The 22,656-nt window shown below is 69.3% G+C and carries 19 protein-coding genes, 1 tRNA gene and 1 riboswitch; of the genes, 8 read left to right on the top strand and 12 right to left on the bottom strand.

Going from position 1 to position 22,656, the window contains the following annotated elements:
* The first annotated feature begins 19 nt into the window (after positions 1-19).
* The 3 genes from ON41_RS29535 to thiC all read left to right on the top strand — a co-directional run bounded on the left by ON41_RS29535 (position 20) and on the right by thiC (position 3,990).
* Positions 20-646 (top strand): TetR/AcrR family transcriptional regulator, encoded by a 627-nt coding sequence (locus ON41_RS29535; protein WP_040751312.1) that lies wholly within the window; start codon positions 20-22, stop codon positions 644-646.
* Between the two features lie 278 nt (positions 647-924).
* A complete protein-coding gene (locus ON41_RS29540) occupies positions 925-2,133 on the top strand; it encodes a homogentisate 1,2-dioxygenase (RefSeq protein WP_040751390.1) in 1,209 nt (402 codons plus the stop codon).
* Between the two features lie 64 nt (positions 2,134-2,197).
* Positions 2,198-2,324, top strand: a riboswitch (TPP riboswitch).
* Positions 2,317-3,990, top strand: a complete 1,674-nt coding sequence (gene thiC, locus ON41_RS29545; RefSeq protein ID WP_040751313.1) for a phosphomethylpyrimidine synthase ThiC — start codon at positions 2,317-2,319, stop codon at positions 3,988-3,990. Its footprint overlaps the riboswitch before it by 8 nt.
* Before the next feature lie 110 nt (positions 3,991-4,100).
* Here the strand turns inward: thiC and ON41_RS29550 are convergent, their stop codons facing one another.
* The gene (locus tag ON41_RS29550) at positions 4,101-4,748 is read right to left on the bottom strand and encodes a TetR/AcrR family transcriptional regulator (protein WP_040751314.1); all 648 of its coding nucleotides are present in this window, start codon (positions 4,746-4,748) and stop codon (positions 4,101-4,103) included.
* Positions 4,749-4,849: 101 nt separating this feature from the next.
* On the opposite strand from ON41_RS29550, the gene thiD reads away from it, so the two are divergent.
* The 4 genes from thiD (at position 4,850) to ON41_RS29570 (ending at position 9,780) form a co-directional block, all read left to right on the top strand.
* Complete coding sequence (gene thiD, locus ON41_RS29555) at positions 4,850-5,698, top strand: bifunctional hydroxymethylpyrimidine kinase/phosphomethylpyrimidine kinase (RefSeq protein ID WP_040751315.1); 849 nt, start codon at positions 4,850-4,852, stop codon at positions 5,696-5,698.
* Positions 5,699-5,734: 36 nt separating this feature from the next.
* Positions 5,735-6,232, top strand: coding sequence for a nitroreductase/quinone reductase family protein (locus ON41_RS29560; RefSeq protein WP_040751317.1), 498 nt, complete (start codon positions 5,735-5,737; stop codon positions 6,230-6,232).
* Between the two features lie 72 nt (positions 6,233-6,304).
* Entirely contained in the window at positions 6,305-7,582 is a 1,278-nt protein-coding gene (locus tag ON41_RS29565; protein WP_051162751.1) for a bifunctional glycosyltransferase family 2/GtrA family protein, read from the top strand.
* Positions 7,579-9,780, top strand: a complete 2,202-nt coding sequence (locus ON41_RS29570; RefSeq protein WP_040751318.1) for an ArnT family glycosyltransferase — start codon at positions 7,579-7,581, stop codon at positions 9,778-9,780. The genes ON41_RS29565 and ON41_RS29570 overlap by 4 nt, the downstream gene beginning before the upstream one ends.
* A 71-nt stretch (positions 9,781-9,851) precedes the next feature.
* On the opposite strand, the gene ON41_RS29575 is transcribed toward ON41_RS29570, so the two are convergent.
* From ON41_RS29575 to ON41_RS29610, 8 genes are all read right to left on the bottom strand, one after another.
* Positions 9,852-9,924 (bottom strand) — tRNA-Glu (locus ON41_RS29575).
* 143 nt (positions 9,925-10,067) lie between these two features.
* Positions 10,068-10,697, bottom strand: a complete 630-nt coding sequence (locus tag ON41_RS29580) for a TetR/AcrR family transcriptional regulator (RefSeq protein WP_040751394.1) — start codon at positions 10,695-10,697, stop codon at positions 10,068-10,070.
* An 8-nt stretch (positions 10,698-10,705) separates the two neighbouring features.
* On the bottom strand, positions 10,706-11,494 hold the full coding sequence (locus tag ON41_RS29585) for an enoyl-CoA hydratase family protein (RefSeq protein WP_040751319.1): 789 nt from the start codon (positions 11,492-11,494) through the stop codon (positions 10,706-10,708).
* Positions 11,495-11,510: 16 nt separating this feature from the next.
* Positions 11,511-12,671 carry an acyl-CoA dehydrogenase family protein gene (locus tag ON41_RS29590; RefSeq protein WP_040751320.1) on the bottom strand — a complete coding sequence of 387 codons (1,161 nt, stop codon included), beginning with the start codon at positions 12,669-12,671 and terminating at the stop codon, positions 11,511-11,513.
* A 3-nt stretch (positions 12,672-12,674) separates the two neighbouring features.
* Complete coding sequence (locus ON41_RS29595) at positions 12,675-14,681, bottom strand: acetyl/propionyl/methylcrotonyl-CoA carboxylase subunit alpha (RefSeq protein WP_040751321.1); 2,007 nt, start codon at positions 14,679-14,681, stop codon at positions 12,675-12,677.
* A gap of 8 nt (positions 14,682-14,689) precedes the next feature.
* Positions 14,690-16,288, bottom strand: coding sequence for an acyl-CoA carboxylase subunit beta (locus tag ON41_RS29600; RefSeq protein ID WP_040751322.1), 1,599 nt, complete (start codon positions 16,286-16,288; stop codon positions 14,690-14,692).
* Positions 16,285-17,433 (bottom strand): acyl-CoA dehydrogenase family protein, encoded by a 1,149-nt coding sequence (locus tag ON41_RS29605; RefSeq protein WP_040751324.1) that lies wholly within the window; start codon positions 17,431-17,433, stop codon positions 16,285-16,287. Before ON41_RS29605 ends, ON41_RS29600 begins: the two co-directional genes overlap by 4 nt.
* Positions 17,430-19,145, bottom strand: a complete 1,716-nt coding sequence (locus tag ON41_RS29610) for an acyclic terpene utilization AtuA family protein (protein WP_040751325.1) — start codon at positions 19,143-19,145, stop codon at positions 17,430-17,432. Before ON41_RS29610 ends, ON41_RS29605 begins: the two co-directional genes overlap by 4 nt.
* A gap of 174 nt (positions 19,146-19,319) precedes the next feature.
* On the opposite strand from ON41_RS29610, the gene ON41_RS42395 reads away from it, so the two are divergent.
* On the top strand, positions 19,320-19,484 hold the full coding sequence (locus tag ON41_RS42395) for a CG2302 family histidine operon protein (protein ID WP_506339399.1): 165 nt from the start codon (positions 19,320-19,322) through the stop codon (positions 19,482-19,484).
* A gap of 3 nt (positions 19,485-19,487) precedes the next feature.
* On the opposite strand, the gene ON41_RS29615 is transcribed toward ON41_RS42395, so the two are convergent.
* The 3 genes from ON41_RS29615 to ON41_RS29625 form a co-directional block, all read right to left on the bottom strand.
* Positions 19,488-20,252 carry an adenylate/guanylate cyclase domain-containing protein gene (locus tag ON41_RS29615; protein ID WP_040751395.1) on the bottom strand — a complete coding sequence of 255 codons (765 nt, stop codon included), beginning with the start codon at positions 20,250-20,252 and terminating at the stop codon, positions 19,488-19,490.
* A 574-nt stretch (positions 20,253-20,826) separates the two neighbouring features.
* Positions 20,827-21,588, bottom strand: a complete 762-nt coding sequence (locus ON41_RS29620; RefSeq protein WP_040751326.1) for an ABC transporter permease — start codon at positions 21,586-21,588, stop codon at positions 20,827-20,829.
* On the bottom strand, positions 21,588-22,523 hold the full coding sequence (locus ON41_RS29625; protein ID WP_040751396.1) for an ABC transporter ATP-binding protein: 936 nt from the start codon (positions 22,521-22,523) through the stop codon (positions 21,588-21,590). The genes ON41_RS29620 and ON41_RS29625 overlap by 1 nt, the downstream gene beginning before the upstream one ends.
* Between the last annotated feature and the right edge of the window lie 133 nt (positions 22,524-22,656).

Raw genomic sequence — 22,656 nt, forward strand, 5'->3', positions numbered from 1 at the left:
CGCTGATATCTTGGTCGGCATGGGTTCGGATTCTGCGGTGCGGCCGCGGCAGCGTGCGCAACATCTCGGGCCCGAACGGCGCCGGCCCCAGGTGCTCGACGCCGCCCTGCGCATAGCCGTCGAGGACGGTATCGCGGCCATCACCGTCGCCGCCGTCGCCGAACGCCTGAACGTCACCCGCCCGGTCGTGTACGCCTGCTACGCCGACCGGGTGGAACTCATCGACGCGCTGCTCCAGCGCGAGGAGTCCTACCTGCTGAGCGGCATCGTGGACGCCCTCCCTCGGCGCCGCGTCGAGGCCGACGAGGAGGTGTTCGTCGAGGGTTTCCGCGCGCTGCTCGAGACCGTCGCCGCCCGCCCCGACACGTGGAAGTTGCTGTACGGCAACCCCGATCCCGCCGTGGCGGGCTCCTTCGGCCGCGGCCGGCGGCTCGCGGTGGAGCGCTGCACCCGCCGCCTGCGCCCCACCCTCCACGCCTGGGGCACCGCCGACGCCGAGCGCAAACTCCCCGCCCTGGTCGAGCTGTGGGTCTCCGCCGGTGAGGGCGCGGTGCGCACCCTCCTCTCGGGCGACAGCACATGGGACCCCCAGGACCTCGGGGCCTTTATCGGCGCGGCGGTGTATCGGGCCTTGCGGGAGGCATAGTTCCCGGCCAAAAACGTGCCGGGAAACGAAGAGGGGGCACGCGGGAAACGAAGAGGGGGCACGCGGGAGACGAAGAGGGGCACGCGGGAGACGAAGAGGGGCACGCGGGAAACGACGAGGGGCACGCCGGGCGTTGAAAGGCTGGTCAGACGCCACCCCCTTGTTTCCGGCATGCTTTTGGCCGGAATCCCGCTTTGAAGCCCACCCCCTGGACAATCCGCCTAGCTACCATGGGGATGTAGCGACGATCCGACCAGATGTCCGGCGAAAGGCCGATCATGGCGTTCTATCGGCAGGTGGGGGCGGTTCCGCCCAAGCGGCACACTCAGCATCGCGACGAGCGGGGCGGGCTCTACTACGAGGAGCTGATGGGTGAGGAGGGCTTCTCCGGCGACTCCTCGCTGCTGTATCACCGCGGACTGCCGCCGGCGCTCGTCGACTCCACGATCTGGACGCCGCCGAATCAGCGCACCGTCCCCAATCATCCACTGCGCCACCGCCACCTGCGGCTACACGAGCTGTTCCCGGGCGACACCCCGGCCGATACCGACGTGGTCACCGGCCGTCGGCTGATCCTCGGCAACGACGACGTCCGGATCTCCTATGTCGTCGCGCGACGCGAATCGCCCTTGTACCGCAACGCGATCGGCGACGAGCTGGTGTACATCGAATCCGGCTCGGGCACCGTCGACACCGTCTTCGGCCCGCTGCCCTTCCGGCAGGGCGACCAGGTCCTGCTCCCCCGCGCGACCACGCACCGCTGGCGGCCCGAGGGCGCCCAGCCGGTGCGCGCCTACGCGATCGAGGCCACCGGCCATATCGTGCCGCCGAAGCGATATCTGTCGAAATACGGTCAGTTCCTGGAGAATTCGCCCTACTGCGAGCGAGACCTGCACGGCCCGGCCGAAGTGCGGCAGGAGGAGGGCACCGAGGTCGAGGTCCTGGTCAAACATCGGCCCGGCCCCGAAATCGTCGGCACCCGAATGGTTTACGCCTCCCACCCCTTCGATGTCGTCGGCTGGGACGGGTACCTGTACCCCTACACGTTCAATATCGAGAACTTCGAGCCGATCACGGGCCGGGTGCACCAGCCGCCGCCGGTCCATCAGGCATTCGAGGGCTCCAATTTCGTGGTGTGCGATTTCGTCCCCCGCAAGGTGGACTATCACCCGCTGTCCATTCCGGTGCCCTATTACCACTCCAATGTCGACTCCGACGAGATCCTCTTCTACTGCGGCGGAAATTACGAGGCGCGCAGGGGTTCCGGCATCGGCCAGGGCTCGGTGTCGGTCCATCCGGGCGGCTACGCGCACGGCCCGCAACCCGGCGCCTACGAGCGCAGCATCGGCGTGGAGTTCTTCGACGAACTCGCGGTCATGGTGGACACCTTCCGCCCGCTCGGGCTCGGTGAGGGCGCACTGGCCTGCGAGGATCCGAATTACGCGTGGACGTGGTCGGGGCGCGGCCCGGCGGCCGAGCAGGCGTGAACGCCATCTTCACCGTCCCCTGACGGATACCGCCGACGGCATGTACCCTCGGCCGAGGACAACTGCACATGCCTACGGGGGCTCGCACCAGCGGGCTGAGAGGACGGCTAGCCCATTCGGGCGATTCAGGGCCGTCGACCGTTCGAACCTGACCGGATAATGCCGGCGTAGGGAGGATCTTCAATGCCATCGAAGCATGCCGCGACGACCGTGGACACCGTCACCACCGGTGCCATCCAGGGCAGCGTCAAGCACTACCAGCAGGTGGACGCCGACGGGACCGCGCTGCGCATCCCGGTGCGGCGGATCAACCTCACCAACGGTGAGCATTTCGACGTCTACGACACCTCGGGCCCGTACACCGACGACGACGCCGCCATCGATGTCGAGGCCGGGCTGCCGAAGCTGCGCGACGGGTGGGCCAAGCCGACAGCCGGCCCCGGAGTGGGTGTGTCCGGGGGTCCGCGCACCCAGCTGGCCTGGGCCCGGCAGGGCATCATCACCACCGAGATGCGGTATATCGCTGCCCGCGAAGGTGTTTCGCCGGAACTCGTGCGCGACGAGGTGGCCGCGGGCCGCGCGGTGATCCCCGCCAACCACAACCATCCCGAGTCCGAGCCGATGATCATCGGCAAGAAGTTCGCGGTGAAGATCAACGCGAATATCGGCAATTCGGCGGTCTCCTCGTCCATCGCGGAGGAGGTGGAGAAGATGGTGTGGGCCACCCGCTGGGGCGCCGACACCATCATGGACCTGTCCACCGGCAAGAACATCCACGAGACCCGCGAGTGGATCCTGCGCAATTCGCCGGTGCCGGTCGGCACCGTCCCGATCTATCAGGCCCTCGAGAAGGTGAACGGCGATCCGACCCAGCTGACCTGGGAGATCTACCGCGACACCGTGATCGAGCAGGCCGAGCAGGGCGTGGACTACATGACCGTGCACGCCGGCGTGCTGCTGCGCTACGTGCCGCTGACCGCCAAGCGCGTCACCGGCATCGTCTCGCGCGGCGGGTCGATCATGGCGGCCTGGTGCCTGGCGCATCATCAGGAGTCGTTCCTGTACACGAATTTCGCCGAGCTGTGCGAGATCCTGGCCCGCTACGACATCACCTTCTCCCTCGGTGACGGCCTGCGCCCCGGGTCGATCGCCGACGCCAACGACGCGGCCCAGTTCGCCGAGCTGCGCACCCTGGGCGAGCTGACGAAGATCGCGAAATCCCATGGCGTGCAGGTGATGATCGAGGGCCCCGGCCACGTGCCGATGCACAAGATCGCGGAGAACGTGCGGCTGGAAGAAGAGCTGTGCGAGGAGGCGCCGTTCTACACCCTCGGCCCGCTCGCCACCGATATCGCCCCCGCCTACGACCACATCACCTCGGCGATCGGCGCCGCGATCATCGCCCAGGCCGGCACCGCCATGCTGTGCTACGTCACGCCGAAGGAGCACCTCGGCCTGCCCAACCGCGACGACGTGAAGACCGGCGTCATCACCTACAAGATCGCCGCGCACTCCGCCGATCTCGCCAAGGGCCACCCCCGCGCCCAGGAGCGCGACGACGCACTGTCCAAGGCTCGCTTCGAATTCCGCTGGCACGACCAGTTCAACCTGTCGCTGGATCCCGATACCGCCCGCGAATTCCACGACGAGACCCTGCCCGCCGAACCGGCCAAGACCGCGCACTTCTGCTCGATGTGCGGGCCGAAGTTCTGTTCCATGCGCATCTCCGCCGACGTGCGCGAGTACGCCGAGCAGCACGGGCTGACCGATATCGAGGCGATCGAGGCCGGGATGGCGGAGAAGTCCGACGAGTTCGCCCAGGCGGGCGGCTCGGTCTACCTGCCGATCGTGTCTTAGGCGTCCCGACGACCCCCCCGATCGCGGAACGGCTTCCGTCATCCTCGCGGGGGTCGGGGTCCCGCCTGGCCCCGGCCTCCGCCTGGACGGCGGCCGCGGTCCGCGATCGGTCAGCCGCGCGGCCGCCAGCGCTCCGCGAATTCGTTCGGTTGCGGTGGCGGGCCGGGCAATTCGCCCTCGGCCGCCAGCCCGTCGATCAGCAATGTCAGTACGCGGCGGCGCAATTGGGCGGTGCGTTCCGGATCGGGCAGCGAGATCGCGGCGCACGATTCCAGGATCAGGCCGAGATCCGGCGTGCCGACGCCGGTGCGCAGCCGGCCGGAGGCGCGGGCGCGGCGCAGGATCTCCTCGTTCAGCACGCCCGACTGCTGCACCTCGGGCAGGATCGACTCGTCCGGGGTGAAGGTGCCCGCGAGCCGCACGGTGAGCGAGTGCACGTCGGCGTCGACCACCCGGTGCAGGAAGTCGACCAGCACCTCCCAGTCGTCCGACAGCTCCAGCGCGGCGCGCGCCTCTTCGTTGTAGCGGCGCAGCCCGTCGTAGCAGAGCGTCCGCAGCAGCGTCTCCTTACTCGAATAGCGGCGGTAGAGCGCGCTGATCCCGACACCGGCCCGCTCCGCGACGGCCGAGATCGGGGCGCTCGCGTCGGCGAGGAATACCGCGCGGGCGGCGTCGAGAATGATCCCGTCGTTGCGGGCGGCCTGGGCCTTGCGGCCGGGCAACGGCCTGGGCGCGGGGGTGTCGGCTGTCTGCGGCATGAACCCAGGCTAGCACTTGAAACGGAACAATCCGTTCTGTTCACTGAAAGGGGCTCGGACATCGATCGCCGGGCCGAACCACCGAATCGTAGGGTTGTCTCGTGAAACTGCTGCCATTGCCGTCCGACGGCCGGACGCCGGTCCGCGTGCTCACCATCGCCGGAACCGACTCCGGCGGCGGCGCGGGAATTCAGGCCGATACCCGCACCATGGCCCTGCTGGGGGTGCACGCATGCGTCGCGGTGGCGGCGGTGACCGTACAGAATTCGGTGGGCGTCAGCGGTTTTCACGAGATCCCGCCGCAGACGGTCGCCGATCAGGTGCGGGTCGTGGCCGCCGATATCGGCATCGGGGCGGCCAAGACCGGAATGCTGGCCTCGACCGCGATCATCGAGGCGGTCGCGGCGGCGTGCGGGGAGACCGGCATCGGGCAGCACGGGGCGATCCCGCTGGTGGTGGATCCCGTGGCGGCCTCGATGCACGGTGATCCGCTGCTGCACGATTCGGCGCTGGACGCGCTGCGGCAGACGCTGATCCCGCTGGCCACGGTCGTCACTCCCAATCTGGACGAGGTGCGGCTGCTCACCGGCATCGATGTGACCGACGACCGCACCGGTCGCAAGGCCGCCGAGGCGCTGCACGCGCTGGGCCCGCGGTGGGCGATCGTGAAGGGCGGGCACCTGCGGTCCTCCGATTTCAGCACCGATCTGCTGTTCGACGGCGAGCGGTTCCACGAACTGTCCGCGCCGCGCATCGATACCGGCGACGACCACGGCGGGGGTGACACGCTGGCCGCCGCCACCGCATGCGCGCTCGCGCACGGGTACGAGGTCCCGGACGCGATCGCCTTCGCCAAGGAGTGGACCACCCGTTGCCTGAAGGCCGCCTATCCGCTGGGCGCCGGCCACGGGCCGGTGTCGCCGCTGTGGCGGCTCTCGGAGAAGTGGTGACAGTAGCTGTCCTAACCGCCCGGCAGACTCTTCCTCATGAGCGAGAACAAGACGACCACCGAGCACACCGTCACCTCCTACGACGACCCGGACGCGCCGTGGAACCAGCAGTACTCCGAAGCCGAGATGGCGAACTGGAACGGCGGCGTCGTCGAGGAGTTCCGCGCGAACGGCGGCAAGGTCGGCGGCGCGTACGAGGGCGGCACGCTGCTGCTGCTCACCACCACCGGCGCCAAGAGCGGGAAGAAGCATCTGGTCCCGCTCGGCGCGCTGTACCGGGGCGACGTCATGTACGTGAGTTCCTTCATCGAGGACCGGTATCCGGCCTGGTGGTACAACATCAAGGCCGATCCGCGGGTCACGATCGAACTGGGCGACAAGACCTACGCCGCGCGCGGCCGGGTGCTGGAGGGCGCGGAGTACGACGAGTTCGCGGAGTGGGCGCTGGCAAATAATCCGTTGCTCGCGGACTACCAGTCCAAGGTCGAACGGCCGCTTCCTCTGGTCACCCTGGAACTCGGCGAGCCGATCTGATTCGCGCCGCTCCCAGGAAGTTCCCAGCCTGGCCGCAGCCCCGCCGCAGGGTGATCGTCGATCTTCGATGTCATGACCGACACAGCGACGGCCGCTCCGGCGGCGGAACCGGCCGGTGCGGTACTGACACCGGTTCTCGACGTGGTGATTCCCGTCTACAACGAGGAGCGCGATCTCGGGGTGTGCGTGCGGCGGCTGCACGCCTTCCTGAGCGCCGGCTTCCCGTTCTCGGCGCGAATCACGATCGCCGACAACGCTTCCACCGACAGCACCCTCGAGGTCGCCCGTCTGCTGGCGGACGAACTCGAGGACGTGCGGGTGGTGCATCTGGACCGGAAGGGTCGGGGCCGGGCGCTGCGGGCGGTGTGGGAGGCGTCGGACGCGCAGGTCGTCGCCTATATGGATGTGGATCTGTCGACGGATCTCAACGCGGTGCTGCCGCTGGTCGCGCCGCTGGTGTCGGGGCATTCGGATCTGGCGATCGGGACCCGGCTGGCGAAGTCGTCGCGGGTCGTGCGCGGCCCGAAGCGGGAGTTCATCTCGCGCTGCTACAACCTGATCCTGAAGGCGTCGTTGCAGGCGCGGTTCTCCGATGCCCAGTGTGGGTTCAAGGCGATGCGCACCGATGTGGCGCGGCGGGTGCTGCCGCTGGTGCAGGACGGGGAGTGGTTCTTCGACACCGAGTTGCTGGTGATCGCGGAGCGGGCCGGGTTGCGTATTCACGAGGTGCCGGTCGACTGGATCGATGATCCGGACAGCCGGGTCGATATCGTCGACACCGCGCGCAAGGACCTGCTCGGGGTGTGGCGCGTCGGGCGCGGCCTGGCCACCGGTGCACTGCCCATCAACGAGTTGCGTGCGGCGATCGGGCGCGAACCGCTGGTGGACGGCGTCCCGCTGGGCATGGTCGGCCAGCTGGTTCGGTTCGGCATCATCGGCGTGGCCTCCACGCTGGCCTACATGGTGCTGTACGTCGGGCTGCAAGCCGTCGTGGGCGCGCAGGCGGCGAACTTCCTGGCGCTGCTGCTCACCGCGATCGCCAATACCGCCGCCAACCGGGCCTTCACCTTCGGCGTACGCGGGTCGAGTTCGGTTGTCTCGCACCACTTCCAGGGACTGCTCATCTTCGGCTTCGCCTGGGTGCTGACCAGCGGTTCGCTGTTCTCGCTGCACCGGTGGGCGCCGGACGCCCCGGTCCAGCTGGAATTGTTCGTGCTCGTGGTGGCCAATGCGGTGGCTACGCTGACCCGGTTCGTCGGGCTGCGCTGGGTATTCCGCAACGCCACCGGACACGACGATCCGGCATCGGAAACGCTGGCGCCTCAGACTGTTTCGGGAGTTGATCGATGACGGCGACCCTCGCCGCCCCCGCGGCGCCGCTCGCGGTGCCCGCCCCTACCCGCCGCCGCTGGGAGTTCGTGGCGCTCGCTGTCCTGCTGATCGGAACAGCGGCCGCCTATCTGTGCAATCTGAACGCGAGCGGGTGGGGAAACTCCTTCTATTCCGCGGCGGCGCAGGCCGGTTCGGTGTCGTGGAAGGCGTTCTTCTTCGGGTCGTCCGATGCCGCCAACTCGATCACCGTGGACAAGACGCCGGCCTCGCTGTGGCCGATGGCGCTGTCGGTCCGGCTGTTCGGGCTGTCGACCTTCAGCCTGCTGCTGCCCGAGGTACTGATGGGCGTGGGCACGGTGGCGCTGCTGTGGGCGACCGTGCGCCGGAACTTCGGGGCGGCGGCGGGACTGATCGCGGGCCTGGTTCTCGCGGTGACTCCCGTTGCGGCGCTGATGTTCCGGTTCAACAACCCGGACGCGCTGCTGGTGCTGATGATGGTGGCGGCAGTGTGGGCGATGACGCGAGCGCTCGAGGACGGCCGCTGGCGGTGGCTCGTGCTGTGCGGGTTGTTCGTCGGATTCGGTTTCCTGGCCAAGCAATTGCAGGTGCTGCTGGTGGTGCCCGCGCTGGCGCTGGCCTACCTGATCGCCGGCCCGCCGCGGCTGGGCACGCGGATCCTGCAATTGCTCGCGGCGGCCGCCGGATTGGTGGTCGGCGCCGGCTGGTGGGTACTCGTCGCCGAGTTGTGGCCCGCGGGATCGAGGCCGTATTTCGGTGGCTCCCAGAACAATTCGATCATGGAGCTGACCCTCGGCTACAACGGGCTGGGCCGCCTGAACGGGGACGAGCGCGGCAGCGTCGGGCCCGGTGGGCAACTACCGGCCGGTGGCCGCGGGTTCTGGGGCGAATCGGGTATCACCCGGATGTTCGACTCCGCGCAGGGCGGGCAGATCGCCTGGCTGATCCCGGCCGCGCTGGTGCTGCTGGCGGCCGGACTGCTGCTGCGCGGCCGGGCCGCCCGCACCGACGGACAGCGGGCCGCGCTCGTGATCTGGGGCGGCTGGCTGCTGGTGACGGGCCTGGTGTTCAGCTATATGAAGGGCATCTTCCACCAGTACTACACGGTGGCCCTGGCCCCCGCCGTCGCAGTTCTGGTCGGCGCCGGAGCGGTCACGCTGTGGCAGCACCGGGACCGCTGGTGGGTGCGGTTCGCCGCCGCCCTCGCGCTGGGCCTCACGGTGGCGACCGCGTGGATGCTGCTGTCGCGCAGCGCCGATTTCGTCCCGTGGCTGCGCTGGGCCGTCCTGATCACCGGTATCGCGGCCACCATCGCCCTCTTCCTGCCGCTCCCCACCCGCGCGGCCTTCACCGCCGCCACAGCCGCAGGCGTGATCGGTCTGGCCGGCCCGGTCGCCTACACCGTCGACACCCTCGCCACCGGCCACGAGGGCGCGATTCCGAGCGCGGGCCCACGCTCAGGCGGCATGTTCGGCCCCGGCGGCCGCCCACCCGGAAACGCCCGCGGCATGATGTTCGGCGGCCCCGGCATGCCCGCCCAAGACGGCTTCGCCAAACGCAACGGAGCCAACCCCACCGCCTGCACCCCGACCGGCCAAGGCGTTCCGCCTGCGCCGAACGGTGTGCCAGGTACCAGAAATCAAGGGACACCAGGCATTTCACCTCGACAGGGCGGTGCGCCCGGAACAGGGAACGGCACTCCCGGGGCGACCGGTGGCGCTCCCGGAACGGGGAACGGGAGTCCCGGGGCGGCCGGTGGTGTTCCCGGAATGGGCAACGGCGCTGCGGGGTTCTGTGGTGACGGCGGGCCGGGTGGTTTCCGGGGAGGGCCCGGGAATCTGCTCGGGGCGAGCCGGCCTACCGAACGGCTGGCGACGATGCTGGAGGAGGATGCCGACGCGTATACGTGGGTGGCGGCGACCATAGGGTCCAACAGCGCGTCGGGGTATCAGCTCGCGACCGAGCGGCCGGTCATGCCGATCGGCGGCTTCAACGGCAGCGATCCGTTCCCGACGCTGGACACTTTCCGCGACTACGTCTCCGCCGGAAAGATCCACTACTTCATCGGCGGCGAGAGGGGCCCCGGCGACAACTCCGCCGACTCCCCCAGCGCCCAGATCACGGCTTGGGTCAAGGAGCACTTCACCGCCCAGGAAGTCGACGGCGTCACCCTCTACGACCTCACCCAACCCCGCTGACCACCCACGCGACGTTCGGGGTGGCCCGGGTGGTGAAAAAAGTGAAGGCCGCGCTTGCGCGCGGCCTGCTGTAGCCCCGACGGGATTTGAACCCGCGCTACCGCCTTGAGAGGGCGGCGTCCTAGGCCGCTAGACGACGGGGCCAGGACAGAATCTCCGAATCGGAGATCCGCATCGCCTTCGTGAAGAAGGCTTGGCCAGCTTAACGGGACCCGGCCCGCGGACCAAATCGTCCGGCGTTCGGAACCCACAGCGCAGGGCGGGGGTTCAGGACCCGCGCAACGCGCTCAGTGGGCGCTGTGGAGAGCAGTGTGCAGGGTGGCGGCCCACTGGTGGACGATCTCCTTGCGGCGGGTGGAGTCGTCGGTGAGGACGTCGGCGAGGCCGAGGCCGCGGGCCAGGTCGAGGGTGGCCTGGACCAGGTGGTGGGCGACGGGGTCGGAGTCGTCGACGCCGAGCGCCTCCACGGCCATGCGATGCGAGACGCGGCCGAAGCGGGCCTCGAGGGGGACGACCCGCTCGCGCAGGACCGGATCGGCGGCCGCGTGCGTCCACACCTGCAAGGCCGCTTTGAACAGGGGGCTGGTGTAGGACTCCACCAGCCCGGCGACCACCGCCTCCGTACGCCCGGCGCCCTCGGCGACCCCGGCCACGGCCAGCGCCTCGGCCTTCGCCTGCGACATCCGGGTGTCGAACATGTACTCGAGCGCGGCCGTGATCAGATCCTCGCGGGTCGGGAAGTGGTGCTGCGCCGCGCCGCGCGACACCCCGGCCCGCTCGGCGACGACCGCCACGGTGGCCGCGGCCCAGCCCAGTTCGGCCAGGCAGTCGATGGTCGCCTCGAGCAGCCGCTGCCGGGTGGCCCGGCTGCGGTCCTGCTTGGGTTCGTGCGGTTTCGGTTCGTGGATTGCAGCCATGATTCCGCTCATTCTGCCCAGCTGGGTGGGCGGCGCTGGAAGAAGGCCGTCATCCCCTCGACGACCTCGGGGGTGCCGAAGTAGCTCGCGGACCGTTTCGCCAGCTCCTCGGCCCCACGATCGAATTCGGCCAGCAGCGCCGCATTGACCAGCCGCTTGCTCTCGGCCAAGCCCTGCGGCGACCCCTGGCGCAACTCGCCGCGCAGCCGGGCCACCTCGGCCGCCGGATCGTCGGCGGCGAGGGTGATCAACCCGACCCGCTCCGCCTCGGCCGCGTCGAACTTCTCCCCGGTCTGGAAGTAGCGCGCGGCCGCGCGGGGGCTCATGCGCGGCAGCAGCGTGAGCGAGATCATGAACGGCGCCAACCCGATTCGCGCCTCGGTGAGCGCGAAACTGCTGTCGCGCCCGGCCACCGCGATATCGCAGGCCGCGAGGATGCCCATACCGCCCGCGCGCACATTGCCGTTCACCTGCGCCACAACAGGTTTGGGCGCGACCAGGATCGTGCGCAGCACATCGATCATCCACCGCGTGCGCAGATCCGCGGCGGCCGCGGGATCGGCGTCGAGTGCCTCCTTCAGATCCGCGCCGGCGCAGAAGGTGTTGCCGGAGTGGGTGAGAACGATCCCGCGCACCTCCTCGTCGTCTCCGGCCCGCCGCAACCCGGCCAGCAGTTCCTGCACCAACCGGGACGACAGTGCGTTGCGGTTGTGCGGGGAATCCAGTGTGAGAACGGCGAATCCGTCCTCCACGTCGTAGCGCACGAAGGGGGATTCGGTGTCCGGTGTGCCGCTCATCGTCGTCCCTCGCTCGTCAGTAGGACTTCGGCAGGCCCAGGGAGTGCTGGGCCACGAAGTTCAGGACCATTTCCCGGCTCACCGGCGCGACCCGGCCGATGCGCGCGGCGGCCAGCATGCCCGCCAGCCCGACATCGCGGGTGAGCCCCGACCCGCCGTGGGTCTGGATGGACTGGTCCAGCGCCTTGATGCTGGCCTCGGCCGCGGAGTACTTGGCCATATTCGCCGCCTCGGCCGCGCCGAAGTCGTCGCCCGAGTCGTAGAGTACGGCGGCCTTCTGCATCATCAGCTTGGCCAGCTCGAGTTCGATCTTCACCTGCGCCAGCGGATGCGAAATGCCTTGGTGCGCACCGATCGGCGTCTTCCACACCTGCCGTTCCCTGGCGTACTCGACGGCGCGATCGATGGCGTAGCGGCCCATGCCGACCGCCATCGCGGCGCCCATGATCCGCTCCGGATTGAGTCCGGCGAACAGCTGCGCCAGCGCGGCGTCCTCCTGTCCCACGAGGGCGTCGGCGGGCAGGCGCACATCGTCGAGGAACAGCGTGAACTGGCTGTCGGGCTCGATGATGTCCATCTCCTGCCGGGTCTTCTCGAAACCCGGGGCGTCGGTGGGGACGATGAACAGCGCCGGCTTCAGCTTGCCGGTCTTGGCGTCCTCGGTGCGCGACACGATGAGCACCGCCTCGGCCTGGTCCACACCCGAGATGAAGATCTTGCGGCCGTTGAGGATCCAGTCGCCGCCGTCGCGGCGCGCGGTGGTGGTGATGTGGTGGGAGTTGGAGCCGGCATCGGGTTCGGTGATGCCGAACACCATCTTCGCCGAGCCGTCGGCGAGCCGGGGCAGCCAGTGCCGCTTCTGCTCGTCGGTGCCGTATTTGGTGATGATGGTGCCGCAGATGGCCGGGGAGACCACCATCAGCAGCAGCCCCGCGCCCTGGGCGGCCAGCTCCTCCATGACCAGCGCCAGCTCGTAGATGCCCGCGCCGCCGCCGTCGTACTCCGCGGGCAGGTTCACGCCCAGGAAGCCGAGTTGCCCTGCCTCGTCCCACAATTCGGTCAGCGGCTCGTTGGCGCGCGCCTTGGCGGAGACGTAGTCGCGGAAGTTGTACTTCGCGGCGAGCTGGGCGACCGCGGCCCGCAGCTGCTTCTGCTCGTCGGTTTCGATGAAGCTCATGCCCTACTCCTGGGTCTCGGTGGTCTCTTCGGGGTGCACGACGGCCAGGATCGCGCCGACGTCGACCTGTTGTCCCGCAATCACATTCAGTTCGGCGAGGACGCCGTCGGCCGGGGCGGTGATGGTGTGCTCCATCTTCATCGCCTCCAGCCACAGGATCGGCTGGCCCTTCGTCACCCGGCTGCCGGCCTCGGCGCCGAGCCGGATCACCGAGCCGGGCATGGGGGCCAGCAGCGAACCCTCGGCGATGTGCTCGGCGGGGTCCTCGAAGCGCGGCAACCGGCGCACGGCCACGGGGCCCAGCGGCGAGTCGACGCAGACCAGCGCGCCGTACCGGGACACCTCGAACCGCCGCCGGACCGTGCGGCCGTCCGGGCCGGGCACCAGCAGGGTGACGAATTCCGGTGTGGCCTCGATCAATTCGAGTCCGTCCTGGCCCTCGACCTCGAGTCCCGAGCGGGTGCGGCGGTAGCGCACCTCCTGCGTCCCGCTGACCCGGCTCTCGTACGACTTGGACTGCGGCTGCGACGGCAGGTTGCGCCAGCCGCCCGGCATGCCTCGCCCGACCCGCGCGGCGGCCCGGTTGGCGGCCGCGTCGGCCAGCGCCGCGGCGACGACCGTCACCTGCTCGCCGTGCTCGGAGGTCAGGGGCGCGGAGAGGGTGTCGAGCCCGTGCGTCGCGAAGAACGCGGTATCGGTGTCCCCGGCCAGGAAGGCCGGATGCACGAGCACCCGGACCAGCAGGTCGCGGTTGGTGACCAGGCCGTGAATCCGGGCCCGCTGCAACGCCGTCGCCAGCAGGTGCGCGGCCTCCTCGCGGGTGTCGGCGAAGGAGATCACCTTGGCCAGCATCGGGTCGTAGTGCACGCCGACCACGGAACCGTCGACCACGCCGGAGTCGAGGCGCACGCCGGGCTCGCGCAGGACGGCGAATTCGGTCACCGGGACGGAGCTGCCGAGGTCGATGCGGTGCACGGTCCCGCTCTGCGGCTGCCACTCCTGCGCCGGATCCTCGGCGTACAGCCGGACCTCGATCGAGTGCCCCCGCATCGGCGGCGGGTCGGCGGGCAGCCGGTGCCCCTGCGCGACCTGGAGTTGCGAGCGGACCAGGTCCAGCCCGGTGGTGTTCTCGGTCACCGGGTGTTCGACCTGGAGTCGGGTGTTCATCTCGAGGAAGAAGAAGTCGCCCGCCTCGTCGGCGAGGAATTCGACGGTGCCCGCGCCCTCGTAGCCGATGGCCTCGGTCGCGAGCCGGGCGGCGTGGAAGAGCCTGTCCCGCATGCCGTCCACGCGCTCCACCAGTGGTGACGGCGCCTCCTCCACCACCTTCTGATGCCTGCGCTGGATGGAGCACTCGCGCTCGCCGACCGCCCACACGGTGCCGTGCGTATCGGCCATCACCTGCACCTCGATGTGCCGGCCGGTCTCGAGGTAGCGCTCGCAGAAGACCGTCGGATCGCCGAATGCCGACTCCGCCTCGCGCCGTGCGGCTTCCAACTGATCGGGCAGTTCGTCCAGCGCGCGCACCACGCGCATACCGCGCCCACCGCCGCCGGCGGACGCCTTGATGAGCACCGGCAGCAGCTCCGCGGTGACCTCCGACGGGTTCAGCTCCGCCAGCACCGGAACGCCGGCGGCGTCCATCATCTTCTTGGACTCCACCTTCGAGCCCATCTGCTCGATGGCGGCGACCGGCGGGCCGATCCAGACCAGCCCGGCGTCGATCACGGCCCGCGCGAAATCGGCGTTCTCGGAAAGGAATCCGTAGCCGGGATGGATCGCGTCCGCGCCGGCGGTCCGTGCCGCCTCGATGATCAGGTCGCCGCGCAGGTAGGTCTCGCCGGGGGTATTGCCCGGCAGGCGGATCGCCGCGTCGGCCTCCAGCACGTGCGGGGCCCGCTCGTCGGCGTCGGAGTACACGGCGACGGTGCCGATGCCCATGCGTCGGCAGGTGGCGAAGACGCGGCGGGCGATCTCGCCGCGGTTGGCGACCAGGACAGTCGTGAGCATGTCCGCCCTCACATTCGGAAGACGCCGAAGCCGTCGGCGCCCTTGATCGGGGCACTGTGGATGGCGGACAACGCCATTCCCAGTACCGTGCGGGTGTCGCGGGGGTCGATGACGCCGTCGTCGTAGAGGCGGCCGGACATGAACATCGGCAGCGACTCGGCCTCGATCTGCGCCTCGATCATGGCGCGCATACCCGCGTCGGCCTGCTCGTCGAACGGCTGTCCCTTGGCCTCGGCGGACGCCCGGCTGACGATCGAGATCACGCCCGCCAGCTGGGCGCCGCCCATCACCGCGGATTTCGCACTGGGCCAGGCGAAGACGAAGCGCGGATCATAGGCGCGGCCGCACATGCCGTAGTGCCCGGCACCGTAGGAGGCGCCCATGAGCACCGAGATGTGCGGCACCTTCGAATTGGAGACGGCATTGATCATCATCGCGCCGTGCTTGATGATGCCCTTCTGCTCGTACTCCTTGCCGACCATGTACCCGGTCGTGTTGTGCAGGAACAACAGTGGCGTATTCGACTGGTTGGCCAGTTGGATGAACTGGGTGGCCTTCTGCGACTCCTCGGAGAACAGCACGCCCCGCGCGTTGGCGAGGATGCCGACCGGATAGCCGTGCAGCTCCGCCCATCCCGTGACGAGGCTGGAGCCGTAGAGCGGTTTGAACTCGTCGAAATCGGAGCCGTCGACGACGCGGGCGATCACCTCGCGCGGGTCGAAGGGCACCTTCAGATCCGTCGGCACGATGCCGAGCAGTTCCTCCTGGTCGTACAGCGGCTCGATGACCTCGGTGCGCGGCGCCGGGCCCTGCTTCTTCCAGTTCAACCGGCGCACGATGGACCGGCCCAGGCGGATGGCGTCCTGTTCGTCGGCGGCCAGGTAGTCGGCCAGACCCGAGACGCGCGCGTGCATTTCGGCACCGCCGAGGGATTCGTCGTCGGACTCCTCGCCGGTGGCCATCTTCACCAGCGGCGGGCCGCCGAGGAATACCTTGGAGCGTTCCTTGATCATGACCGTGTAGTCGGACATGCCCGGGATGTACGCGCCGCCCGCGGTGGAATTGCCGAAAACCAGTGCGATGGTGGGTATTCCGGCCGCGGATGCCTGGGTGAGGTCGCGGAACATGCGGCCGCCGGGGACGAAGACCTCTTTCTGCGTGGGCAGATCGGCCCCGCCGGACTCCACCAGGCCGATGACCGGCAGGCGGTTCTGCATGACGATATCGTTCATGCGCAGGTTCTTGCGCAGCGTCCACGGATTCGAGGTGCCGCCGCGCACCGTCGGATCGGGCGCGACGATCATGCATTCGACGCCCTCGACGATGCCGATTCCGGCGATCAGGCTCGCGCCCACATGGAAGTCGCTGCCCCACGCGGCCAGCGGGCACAGCTCGAGGAACGGCGAATCCTCGTCGACGAGCAGTTCGATGCGCTCGCGCGCGGTCAGCTTGCCGCGCTTGCGATGCCGGGCCAGCTTGTCCGGGCCGCCCCCGTCGATCGCCTTGGCGAATTCGCCCTCGATCTCGGTGAGCTTGTCCCGCATCGCCTCGGCCGCGGCCCGATAGTCCTCGGACCGGGCGTCGATGCCGGTACGCAAAGTTGTCATGACTGGAACCCCAATCGTTTTGCCGCCAGCGCGGTCAGGATCTCCGTGGTGCCGCCGCCGATGCCGAGGATGCGGATGTCCCGGTACTGCCGCTCGACCTCGGATTCGCGCATGTACCCCAGTCCGCCGAACAGCTGGACCGATTGCGTGGCAACCCATTCCGCGGCCTCGACCGCGGTGTTCTTGGCGAAGCACACTTCGGCGATCAGATCGGTCTCGCCCTCGGCGGCACGCTCGGCGACCCTGCGGGTGTAGACGCGGGCGACATCGATGCGGCGGGCCATCTCGGCGAGCGTGTTCTGCACGGATTGGCGGCTGATGAGCGGACGCCCGAAAGTCTCGCGGTCGCGGCACCATTGCAGCGTCAGGTCCAGGCAGCGCTGCGCTTGCGCGTAGGCCTGCACCGCGAGGCCCACCCGCTCACTCACGAAAGCCGCTGCGATCTGGGCGAATCCGCTGTTCTCCGGCCCGACCAGATTCTCGACCGGCACCCGCGCGTCGACATACGACAGTTCCGCAGTGTCCGAGGCGAGCCAGCCCATCTTCTCCAGCTTGCGGCTGACCGTAAACCCGGGCGTGCCCTTCTCCACCGCCAGCAGCGAGACGCCCGACGCGCCCGGACCGCCCGTGCGCACGGCGGTGACCACGTAATCGGCGCGAGTGCCGGAGGTGATGTAGGTCTTGGCCCCGTTGACGATGAAATGGTCACCGTCGCGCACCGCGCTGGTGGTGAGGTGCCCGACATCGGACCCGCCGCCCGGCTCGGTGATGCCCAGCGAGCCGATCTTCTCCCCCGCCAGCGTGGGCTTCGCCCAGCGCTCGATGTGGTCGGCGTTCCCGGACGCGATGATGTGCGGCACCGCGATTCCGCAGGTGAACAGCGAGGCGAACACCCCGCCCGACGCGCCGGCCTGGTGGAACTCCTCGCACACGAGGGCCGCGTCGATACCGTCGCCGCCCGCGCCGCCGACGGCCTCGGGGAACTGGATCCCCAGCAGGCCCAGGGCGCCCGCCTTCTTGTGCAGCTCGCGCGGAATCTCGCCCGCGCGCTCCCAGTCGTCCAGCTGCGGCAGGATCTCACGTTCGACGAAACCTTGCACGGTGGAACGCAATTCGCGGCGTTCCGGGGTCTCCCACACATTCATGACAGCAACTCCACGGGAATATCGATGTGCCGGGACCGCAGCCATTCGCCGAGTCCCTTGGCCTGCGGGTCGAAGCGGGCCTGGTAGGCCACGCCCTGGCCGAGGATGCCCTCGACGACGAAGTTCAGCGCCCGGAGATTGGGCAGGACATGGCGGGTGACCGGCAGTTTCGCGGTCTCCGGCAGCAGCAGCCGCAGCTCGTCCACGGTCAGCGCGTGCACCAGCCAGCGCCACTGCGCGTCGGTGCGCACCCACACGCCGATATTGGCGTTGCCGCCCTTGTCGCCGCTGCGAGCCAGCGCGATCGTGCCGAGCGGTACCCGGCGGGTCTCGCTGTGCGGCAACGGTTCCGGGAGTTCGGGTGCGGTGACCTCTTCCAGTTCCGATGTCTGTGCGGCCGAGTCGATTTCGACACGGTGGCCGTCCGGCAGGACCGCGGTGTGCCGCACCTCCGCGGCGTCGACGTAACCGGGCGTGAAGACCCCGTAGGGCGCACCGTTGCCGGGCGGTGCGGTCAGGGTGAATCCCGGATAGCTCGCGAGCGCCAATTCGACGGCGACACTGGAGAATCCGCGACCGACCTTGTCGGGGTCCGGATCGCGGACCACGCACCGCAGCAGCGCGCTGGCCTGCTCCTCGGTGTCGGCGTCGGGCCGGTCGGTCCGGGTCAGGGACCACTCCAGTTCGGCCGGGCGCACCTTCAGCCACCGCTCCAGCTGCCGTTGCGCCAGTGCGGCTTTGGCTTCGATATCCAGGCCAGTGACGACGAAGGTCATCTCGTTGCGGAAGCCGCCGAGGGTGTTGAGCGACACCTTCAGGCGCGGGGGCGGGGCCTCGCCGGTCACGCCCTCCACGAGGACGCGGTCGGGCCCCGCGTCGGCGAGCCGGATGCTGTCCAGCCGCGCCGTCGCATCCGGGCCCGCGTACCGCGCGCTCTGGATCTCGTACATGAGCTGCGCCTCGACGGTGTCGGTGGTGACCGCGCCGCCGGTGTTCTCGTGCTTGGTGATGACGCTGCTGCCGTCGCGGCGGACCTCGGCGATCGGGAATCCGGGCCGGTCCAGGTCGGCGATCTCGGTGAAGAACGAGAAGTTGCCGCCCGTGGCCTGAGTGCCGCACTCGATGATGTGACCGGCCACCACCGCGCCCGCGAGCGCGTCGAAATCGTCTCGGGCCCAGCCGAAGTGGGCCACCGCGGGGCCGACCGCCAGGGACGCGTCGGTGACCCGGCCGGTCACCACCACATCCGCACCCGCGGTCAGGCATTCCGCGATACCCCACGCGCCGAGGTAGGCATTGGCGGTCAGCGGTGATCCCAGGCCCAGGTCGGCCGCCCGCGGAAGCAGGTCGTCACCCTCGACGTGCGCGACTCGCGCCTGCACACCGAGCTTCTCCGCCACCTCGCGAATCCGCTGCGCCAGGCCCGCCGGATTCAGCCCGCCCGCGTTGGCGACGATCCGCACACCGCTCTCCAGCGCCAGCCCCAGACAATCCTCCAGTTGGCGCACAAAGGTTTTGGCGTAACCCAACCCCGGATCCTTCATCCGGTCGCGCCCCAGGATCAGCATGGTGAGCTCGGCGAGATAGTCCCCGGTGAGCACATCCAGCCGCCCGCCCTCGAGCATCTCCCGCATCGCACTCAGCCGGTCTCCGTAGAACCCCGAACAGTTGCCGATCCGGATGACCTCCGGATCGGCGCCCAGCCTGCTCATCGCGAGGCGCCTCCTGTAGACGAGTCCGCACAGCCTCCTCGCTGCGTCGGTTCCAGGGTCACACCGGCCCGAGAAAAAATCAAGCCTGCGTGCTTGTTAATTGCGGCCGTGCCTGCCCTCCCTCTTTTTCCGGAGATGAGGGGGCGGGGCAGGGCGGATTCCGCACACGGCAAGATGGGCGGGGTGTCCAATCCCGTAATCGTGGTCTTCCTCTTCGCCCTGGCCGGATTCCTGCTCGGCGGGGCCTACAGCACCTGGAAGAACACCCGCTGGCTGGCGATCGCCCTCGGTATCTGCGGCGTGCTGGCGGCCGGCGGGGCGGTCGCCTGGATGGTCTGAGCGTCAGTCCTCGTAGAGGCGGTAGATCCGCAGGTCCTCGGGGACGCCGCTGAGCGGGGCCGCGAAGAAGCTCCGCCGGTAGGGCTTGGGGGCGTACCCCAGCGCCGCGAGCGTCTCCGGCTCCAAGGCCTGCAATGTCGACGCCGAGAGCATGGTGTTGCCGTTGCCGCCGGCCTCCATCACCCGCGCCGCGATCGTCACGTCGAGGCCCAGCCAGTCGCCGCCGATCTCGCGCGGGCTGCCGGTGTGCAGGCCGATCCGCATCTGCGGCCGGTAGCCCGAGACCTCGACGCGGGCGAGATTCTCCTTGGCGGCGATCGCGGCCTGTACCGCGCGGTCCGGCGACGAGAACACCGCCATCACGCCGTCGCCCATGCGCTTGACCACCCGGCCGCCACGATCGGAGATCGGGGGCTCGATGGCCTTGGCGACCCGCCGCAACAGCTCCAGCGTCGCCTCGTCCCCGGCCGTGAGCGACCAGCTCGAGAAGGCCACCAGGTCGGTGAACATCACCGTCATCTCGTGGCTGCCCTTGCCGCGGCCCACCCGCTCCAGCATGGCCTGCCACACCTGCAGCGCGCCGAGGCCGATCTCCTTGGCCGCGCTGGGGCTGTCGCCGACGAGCTTGTCGGCCGCCCGGGCCACGGCGCGGGGACCGCCCGGACCCGAAACCGACAGGGGGTCACCGAAAGCCGGGTCACCGGGCAGATTCTCGCGGGCCCGCCGGATCACGCCGATCACGTCGGCGCGCTGGTTGGCGGCGGCCATGATCGAGGAGATCTGACCCGACCGCAGCCGGCCGCCGGAACGGCCGCGCGATTCGTCGGAATCCGCGGGAGTGAGCGGGATCACGACGTCCGGGCCGGGCTCGGCGCGACGCCTGCCGCCGTCTGTCGCGGCGGTCCGCGACCCGTCCTTCTCCGGTCGGCGACGCGTGCCGTCGGCGTTTGCCGCGCGAGACGCGTGTTCGCCTTCGCCGGAGGGTGTTTCGGTCACGCCCCGAGCGTAGCTCAGCCGGTCGGCGGGCGGATTACCTAATATCGCCACCTGCCACCTCTCTATCGGACGGAGCGGGCACGTCAGTGGGTCCGCCGATGGATAACGTGTTGGTTGCTCCTGCCGATGCTACGCACCGGCCCTGCGGCCGGATAGTTCGCGGTGATCGGCTTAACGAAGGTTTTCCATAAGGACACCGGCCCGATGCGAAGAGTTCGCATCGGACCGGTGCGGTGTCACGCGTGCCGGGCAGTGGCCCGCGTGACTCGGGCGCAGCGGTCCCCCGACAGGACCGCCCTCCCGGCCCCGGGTGGCGAGGGCACGCTCCCGGGGGTTCGGGCAGGTATCAGGCGTCGCGTTTCTCCGCCGTGTACAGGGCGGCCGCGAGCACGACGGCGACGAAGACGGTGAAGTAGACCAGGCCGCCCCAGGGCCCCCAGTGCCAGTTCCCCGATCCCTCGGAGCCACCGAGGAAGTGCTGCATATTGGCGAACGGCAGGAACGGCTGCACATTGCGCCCGAAGCTGCCGAAGGCGCCCGCCAGCGGCTCGACCAGCATGGGCCACAGCACGATCAGCGCGATCGCGGCAGCGGACTGGCGTACCAGCACGCCCACGGCGACGGCCAGGATCGCGCCCAGGAAGGCGTAGACCGGCACGCCGATCAGCCCGCGCCAATCCTCGGAGGAGGACAGGGTCAGATGCGCCCCGGCGTCCGATCCGCTGATGAGCTTGGCGATCCCGAATGCCAGCAGCGCCAGCACGGCGGTCAGCACCGCGCCGAAGACGGCCACCAGGCCCGCCTTGGTGACGATGACCTTCGTCCGGTTCGGGGTGGCCTGGAAGGTGGTCCGGATGATCCCGAACCGGTATTCGCTGGTGACGGTCAGGGCCGACATGATCATCAGGATCATGACGCCGAGGCCGGTGAGACCGGACACCGCCTGCGAGACGGTGAGGTCGAGGCTGTTCTCCTTGTTGTAGGAGGCCTTCGCCACCAAGCCGAAGACGGCCGCGAGGCCGAGGCCGATCAGCACCACCGACGCCGAGCACCACCAGGGCGACCGGGTGGAGGTCAGCTTGATTCGTTCCGCTGTCAACACGCCCATCAGAGCGCACCTCCCATGACCTGTTCGATACCTTCGCCGTGGTACTGCACCGCGCCGCCGGTCATGCGCATGAAGGCCTCCTCCAGCGAGGCCCGGACCGGCGCCAGCTCGTAGAGCGTGATGCCGTTGGCGCCGGCGAGCTTGCCGACGGCGTCGCTGGTCTCCCCGACGACGACCAAGGCGGCGGGCTCCTCGTCCTCGCGGACCGTCATACCGCTCGAGGTGAGCAGGCTGCGCAGCTGGTCCAGCTGCGGGCTGCGCACGCGCACGGTCGACTCCGAGGCCCGCTCGATGAACTCCTTGGTCCCGGTGTCGGCGATGAGCTTGCCGCGCCCGATGACCACCAGGTGGTCGGCGGTCTGCGCCATCTCCGAGAGCAGGTGGCTGGAGACCAGCACGGTGCGGCCCTCGGCGGCCAGCCGCTGCATGAACCGGCGGATCCACAGGATGCCCTCCGGGTCCAGGCCGTTGACCGGCTCGTCGAACAGCAGCACCGGTGGATCGCCGAGCAGCGCGCCCGCGAGGCCCAGCCGCTGCGACATGCCCAGCGAGAACCCGCCCGCGTTCTTGTTGGCGACCTCGCTCAGGCCGACCAGGCGCAGCACCTCCTCGACACGCGCCTGCGGGATGCCGTTGGACGCCGCCATCCAGCGCAGATGCGAGCGCGCCGAGCGGTTGGGGTGCACCCATTTGGCGTCGAGCAGCGCACCGACGACACTCAGCGGATTGTCCAGTTCGCGGTAGGGCTTGCCCTGGATGACGGCGGTGCCCGAGGTGGGCTTGTCCAATCCCAGGATCATGCGCATCGTCGTCGACTTACCGGCGCCGTTGGGTCCGAGGAACCCGGTCACCTGACCGGGCTTGACCGAAAACGTCAGATCGTCGACAGCGACGGTCGCGCCGAACCGCTTGGTAAGGCCAGTCACTTCGATCATGACACCCAGTCTCCCGGACATTCGCCACCAGAACCATCGCTCACAAGTCGCGAGTCGAGTAGTTCTCGAGGATGATCCCCACCCCTACCAGGGCCTACGAGCCCTCGTCACCAAAGGTTCACCCACCCCACCT

Source organism: Nocardia transvalensis NBRC 15921, assembly GCF_000308875.1.
GTDB classification, from domain to species: Bacteria; Actinomycetota; Actinomycetes; order Mycobacteriales; family Mycobacteriaceae; genus Nocardia; species Nocardia transvalensis.

Excerpts from the sequence above, each read along its gene's own strand:
- ON41_RS29585 (WP_040751319.1), bottom strand. The coding sequence starts at position 11,494 with ATGAGCGGCACACCGGACACCGAATCCCCCTTCGTGCGCTACGACGTG.
- ON41_RS29590 (WP_040751320.1), bottom strand. The coding sequence starts at position 12,671 with ATGAGCTTCATCGAAACCGACGAGCAGAAGCAGCTGCGGGCCGCGGTC.
- ON41_RS29615 (WP_040751395.1), bottom strand. The coding sequence starts at position 20,252 with ATGGCCGCCGCCAACCAGCGCGCCGACGTGATCGGCGTGATCCGGCGG.
- ON41_RS29620 (WP_040751326.1), bottom strand. The coding sequence starts at position 21,588 with ATGGGCGTGTTGACAGCGGAACGAATCAAGCTGACCTCCACCCGGTCG.
- ON41_RS29625 (WP_040751396.1), bottom strand. The coding sequence starts at position 22,523 with ATGATCGAAGTGACTGGCCTTACCAAGCGGTTCGGCGCGACCGTCGCT.
- ON41_RS29580 (WP_040751394.1), bottom strand. The coding sequence starts at position 10,697 with ATGGCTGCAATCCACGAACCGAAACCGCACGAACCCAAGCAGGACCGC.
- ON41_RS29595 (WP_040751321.1), bottom strand. The coding sequence starts at position 14,681 with ATGCTCACGACTGTCCTGGTCGCCAACCGCGGCGAGATCGCCCGCCGC.
- ON41_RS29565 (WP_051162751.1), top strand. The coding sequence starts at position 6,305 with ATGACCGACACAGCGACGGCCGCTCCGGCGGCGGAACCGGCCGGTGCG.
- thiC (WP_040751313.1), top strand. The coding sequence starts at position 2,317 with ATGCCATCGAAGCATGCCGCGACGACCGTGGACACCGTCACCACCGGT.
- ON41_RS29540 (WP_040751390.1), top strand. The coding sequence starts at position 925 with ATGGCGTTCTATCGGCAGGTGGGGGCGGTTCCGCCCAAGCGGCACACT.
- ON41_RS29600 (WP_040751322.1), bottom strand. The coding sequence starts at position 16,288 with ATGACAACTTTGCGTACCGGCATCGACGCCCGGTCCGAGGACTATCGG.
- ON41_RS29610 (WP_040751325.1), bottom strand. The coding sequence starts at position 19,145 with ATGAGCAGGCTGGGCGCCGATCCGGAGGTCATCCGGATCGGCAACTGT.
- ON41_RS29535 (WP_040751312.1), top strand. The coding sequence starts at position 20 with ATGGGTTCGGATTCTGCGGTGCGGCCGCGGCAGCGTGCGCAACATCTC.
- ON41_RS29605 (WP_040751324.1), bottom strand. The coding sequence starts at position 17,433 with ATGAATGTGTGGGAGACCCCGGAACGCCGCGAATTGCGTTCCACCGTG.
- ON41_RS29550 (WP_040751314.1), bottom strand. The coding sequence starts at position 4,748 with ATGCCGCAGACAGCCGACACCCCCGCGCCCAGGCCGTTGCCCGGCCGC.
- ON41_RS42395 (WP_506339399.1), top strand. The coding sequence starts at position 19,320 with ATGGGCGGGGTGTCCAATCCCGTAATCGTGGTCTTCCTCTTCGCCCTG.
- ON41_RS29560 (WP_040751317.1), top strand. The coding sequence starts at position 5,735 with ATGAGCGAGAACAAGACGACCACCGAGCACACCGTCACCTCCTACGAC.
- ON41_RS29570 (WP_040751318.1), top strand. The coding sequence starts at position 7,579 with ATGACGGCGACCCTCGCCGCCCCCGCGGCGCCGCTCGCGGTGCCCGCC.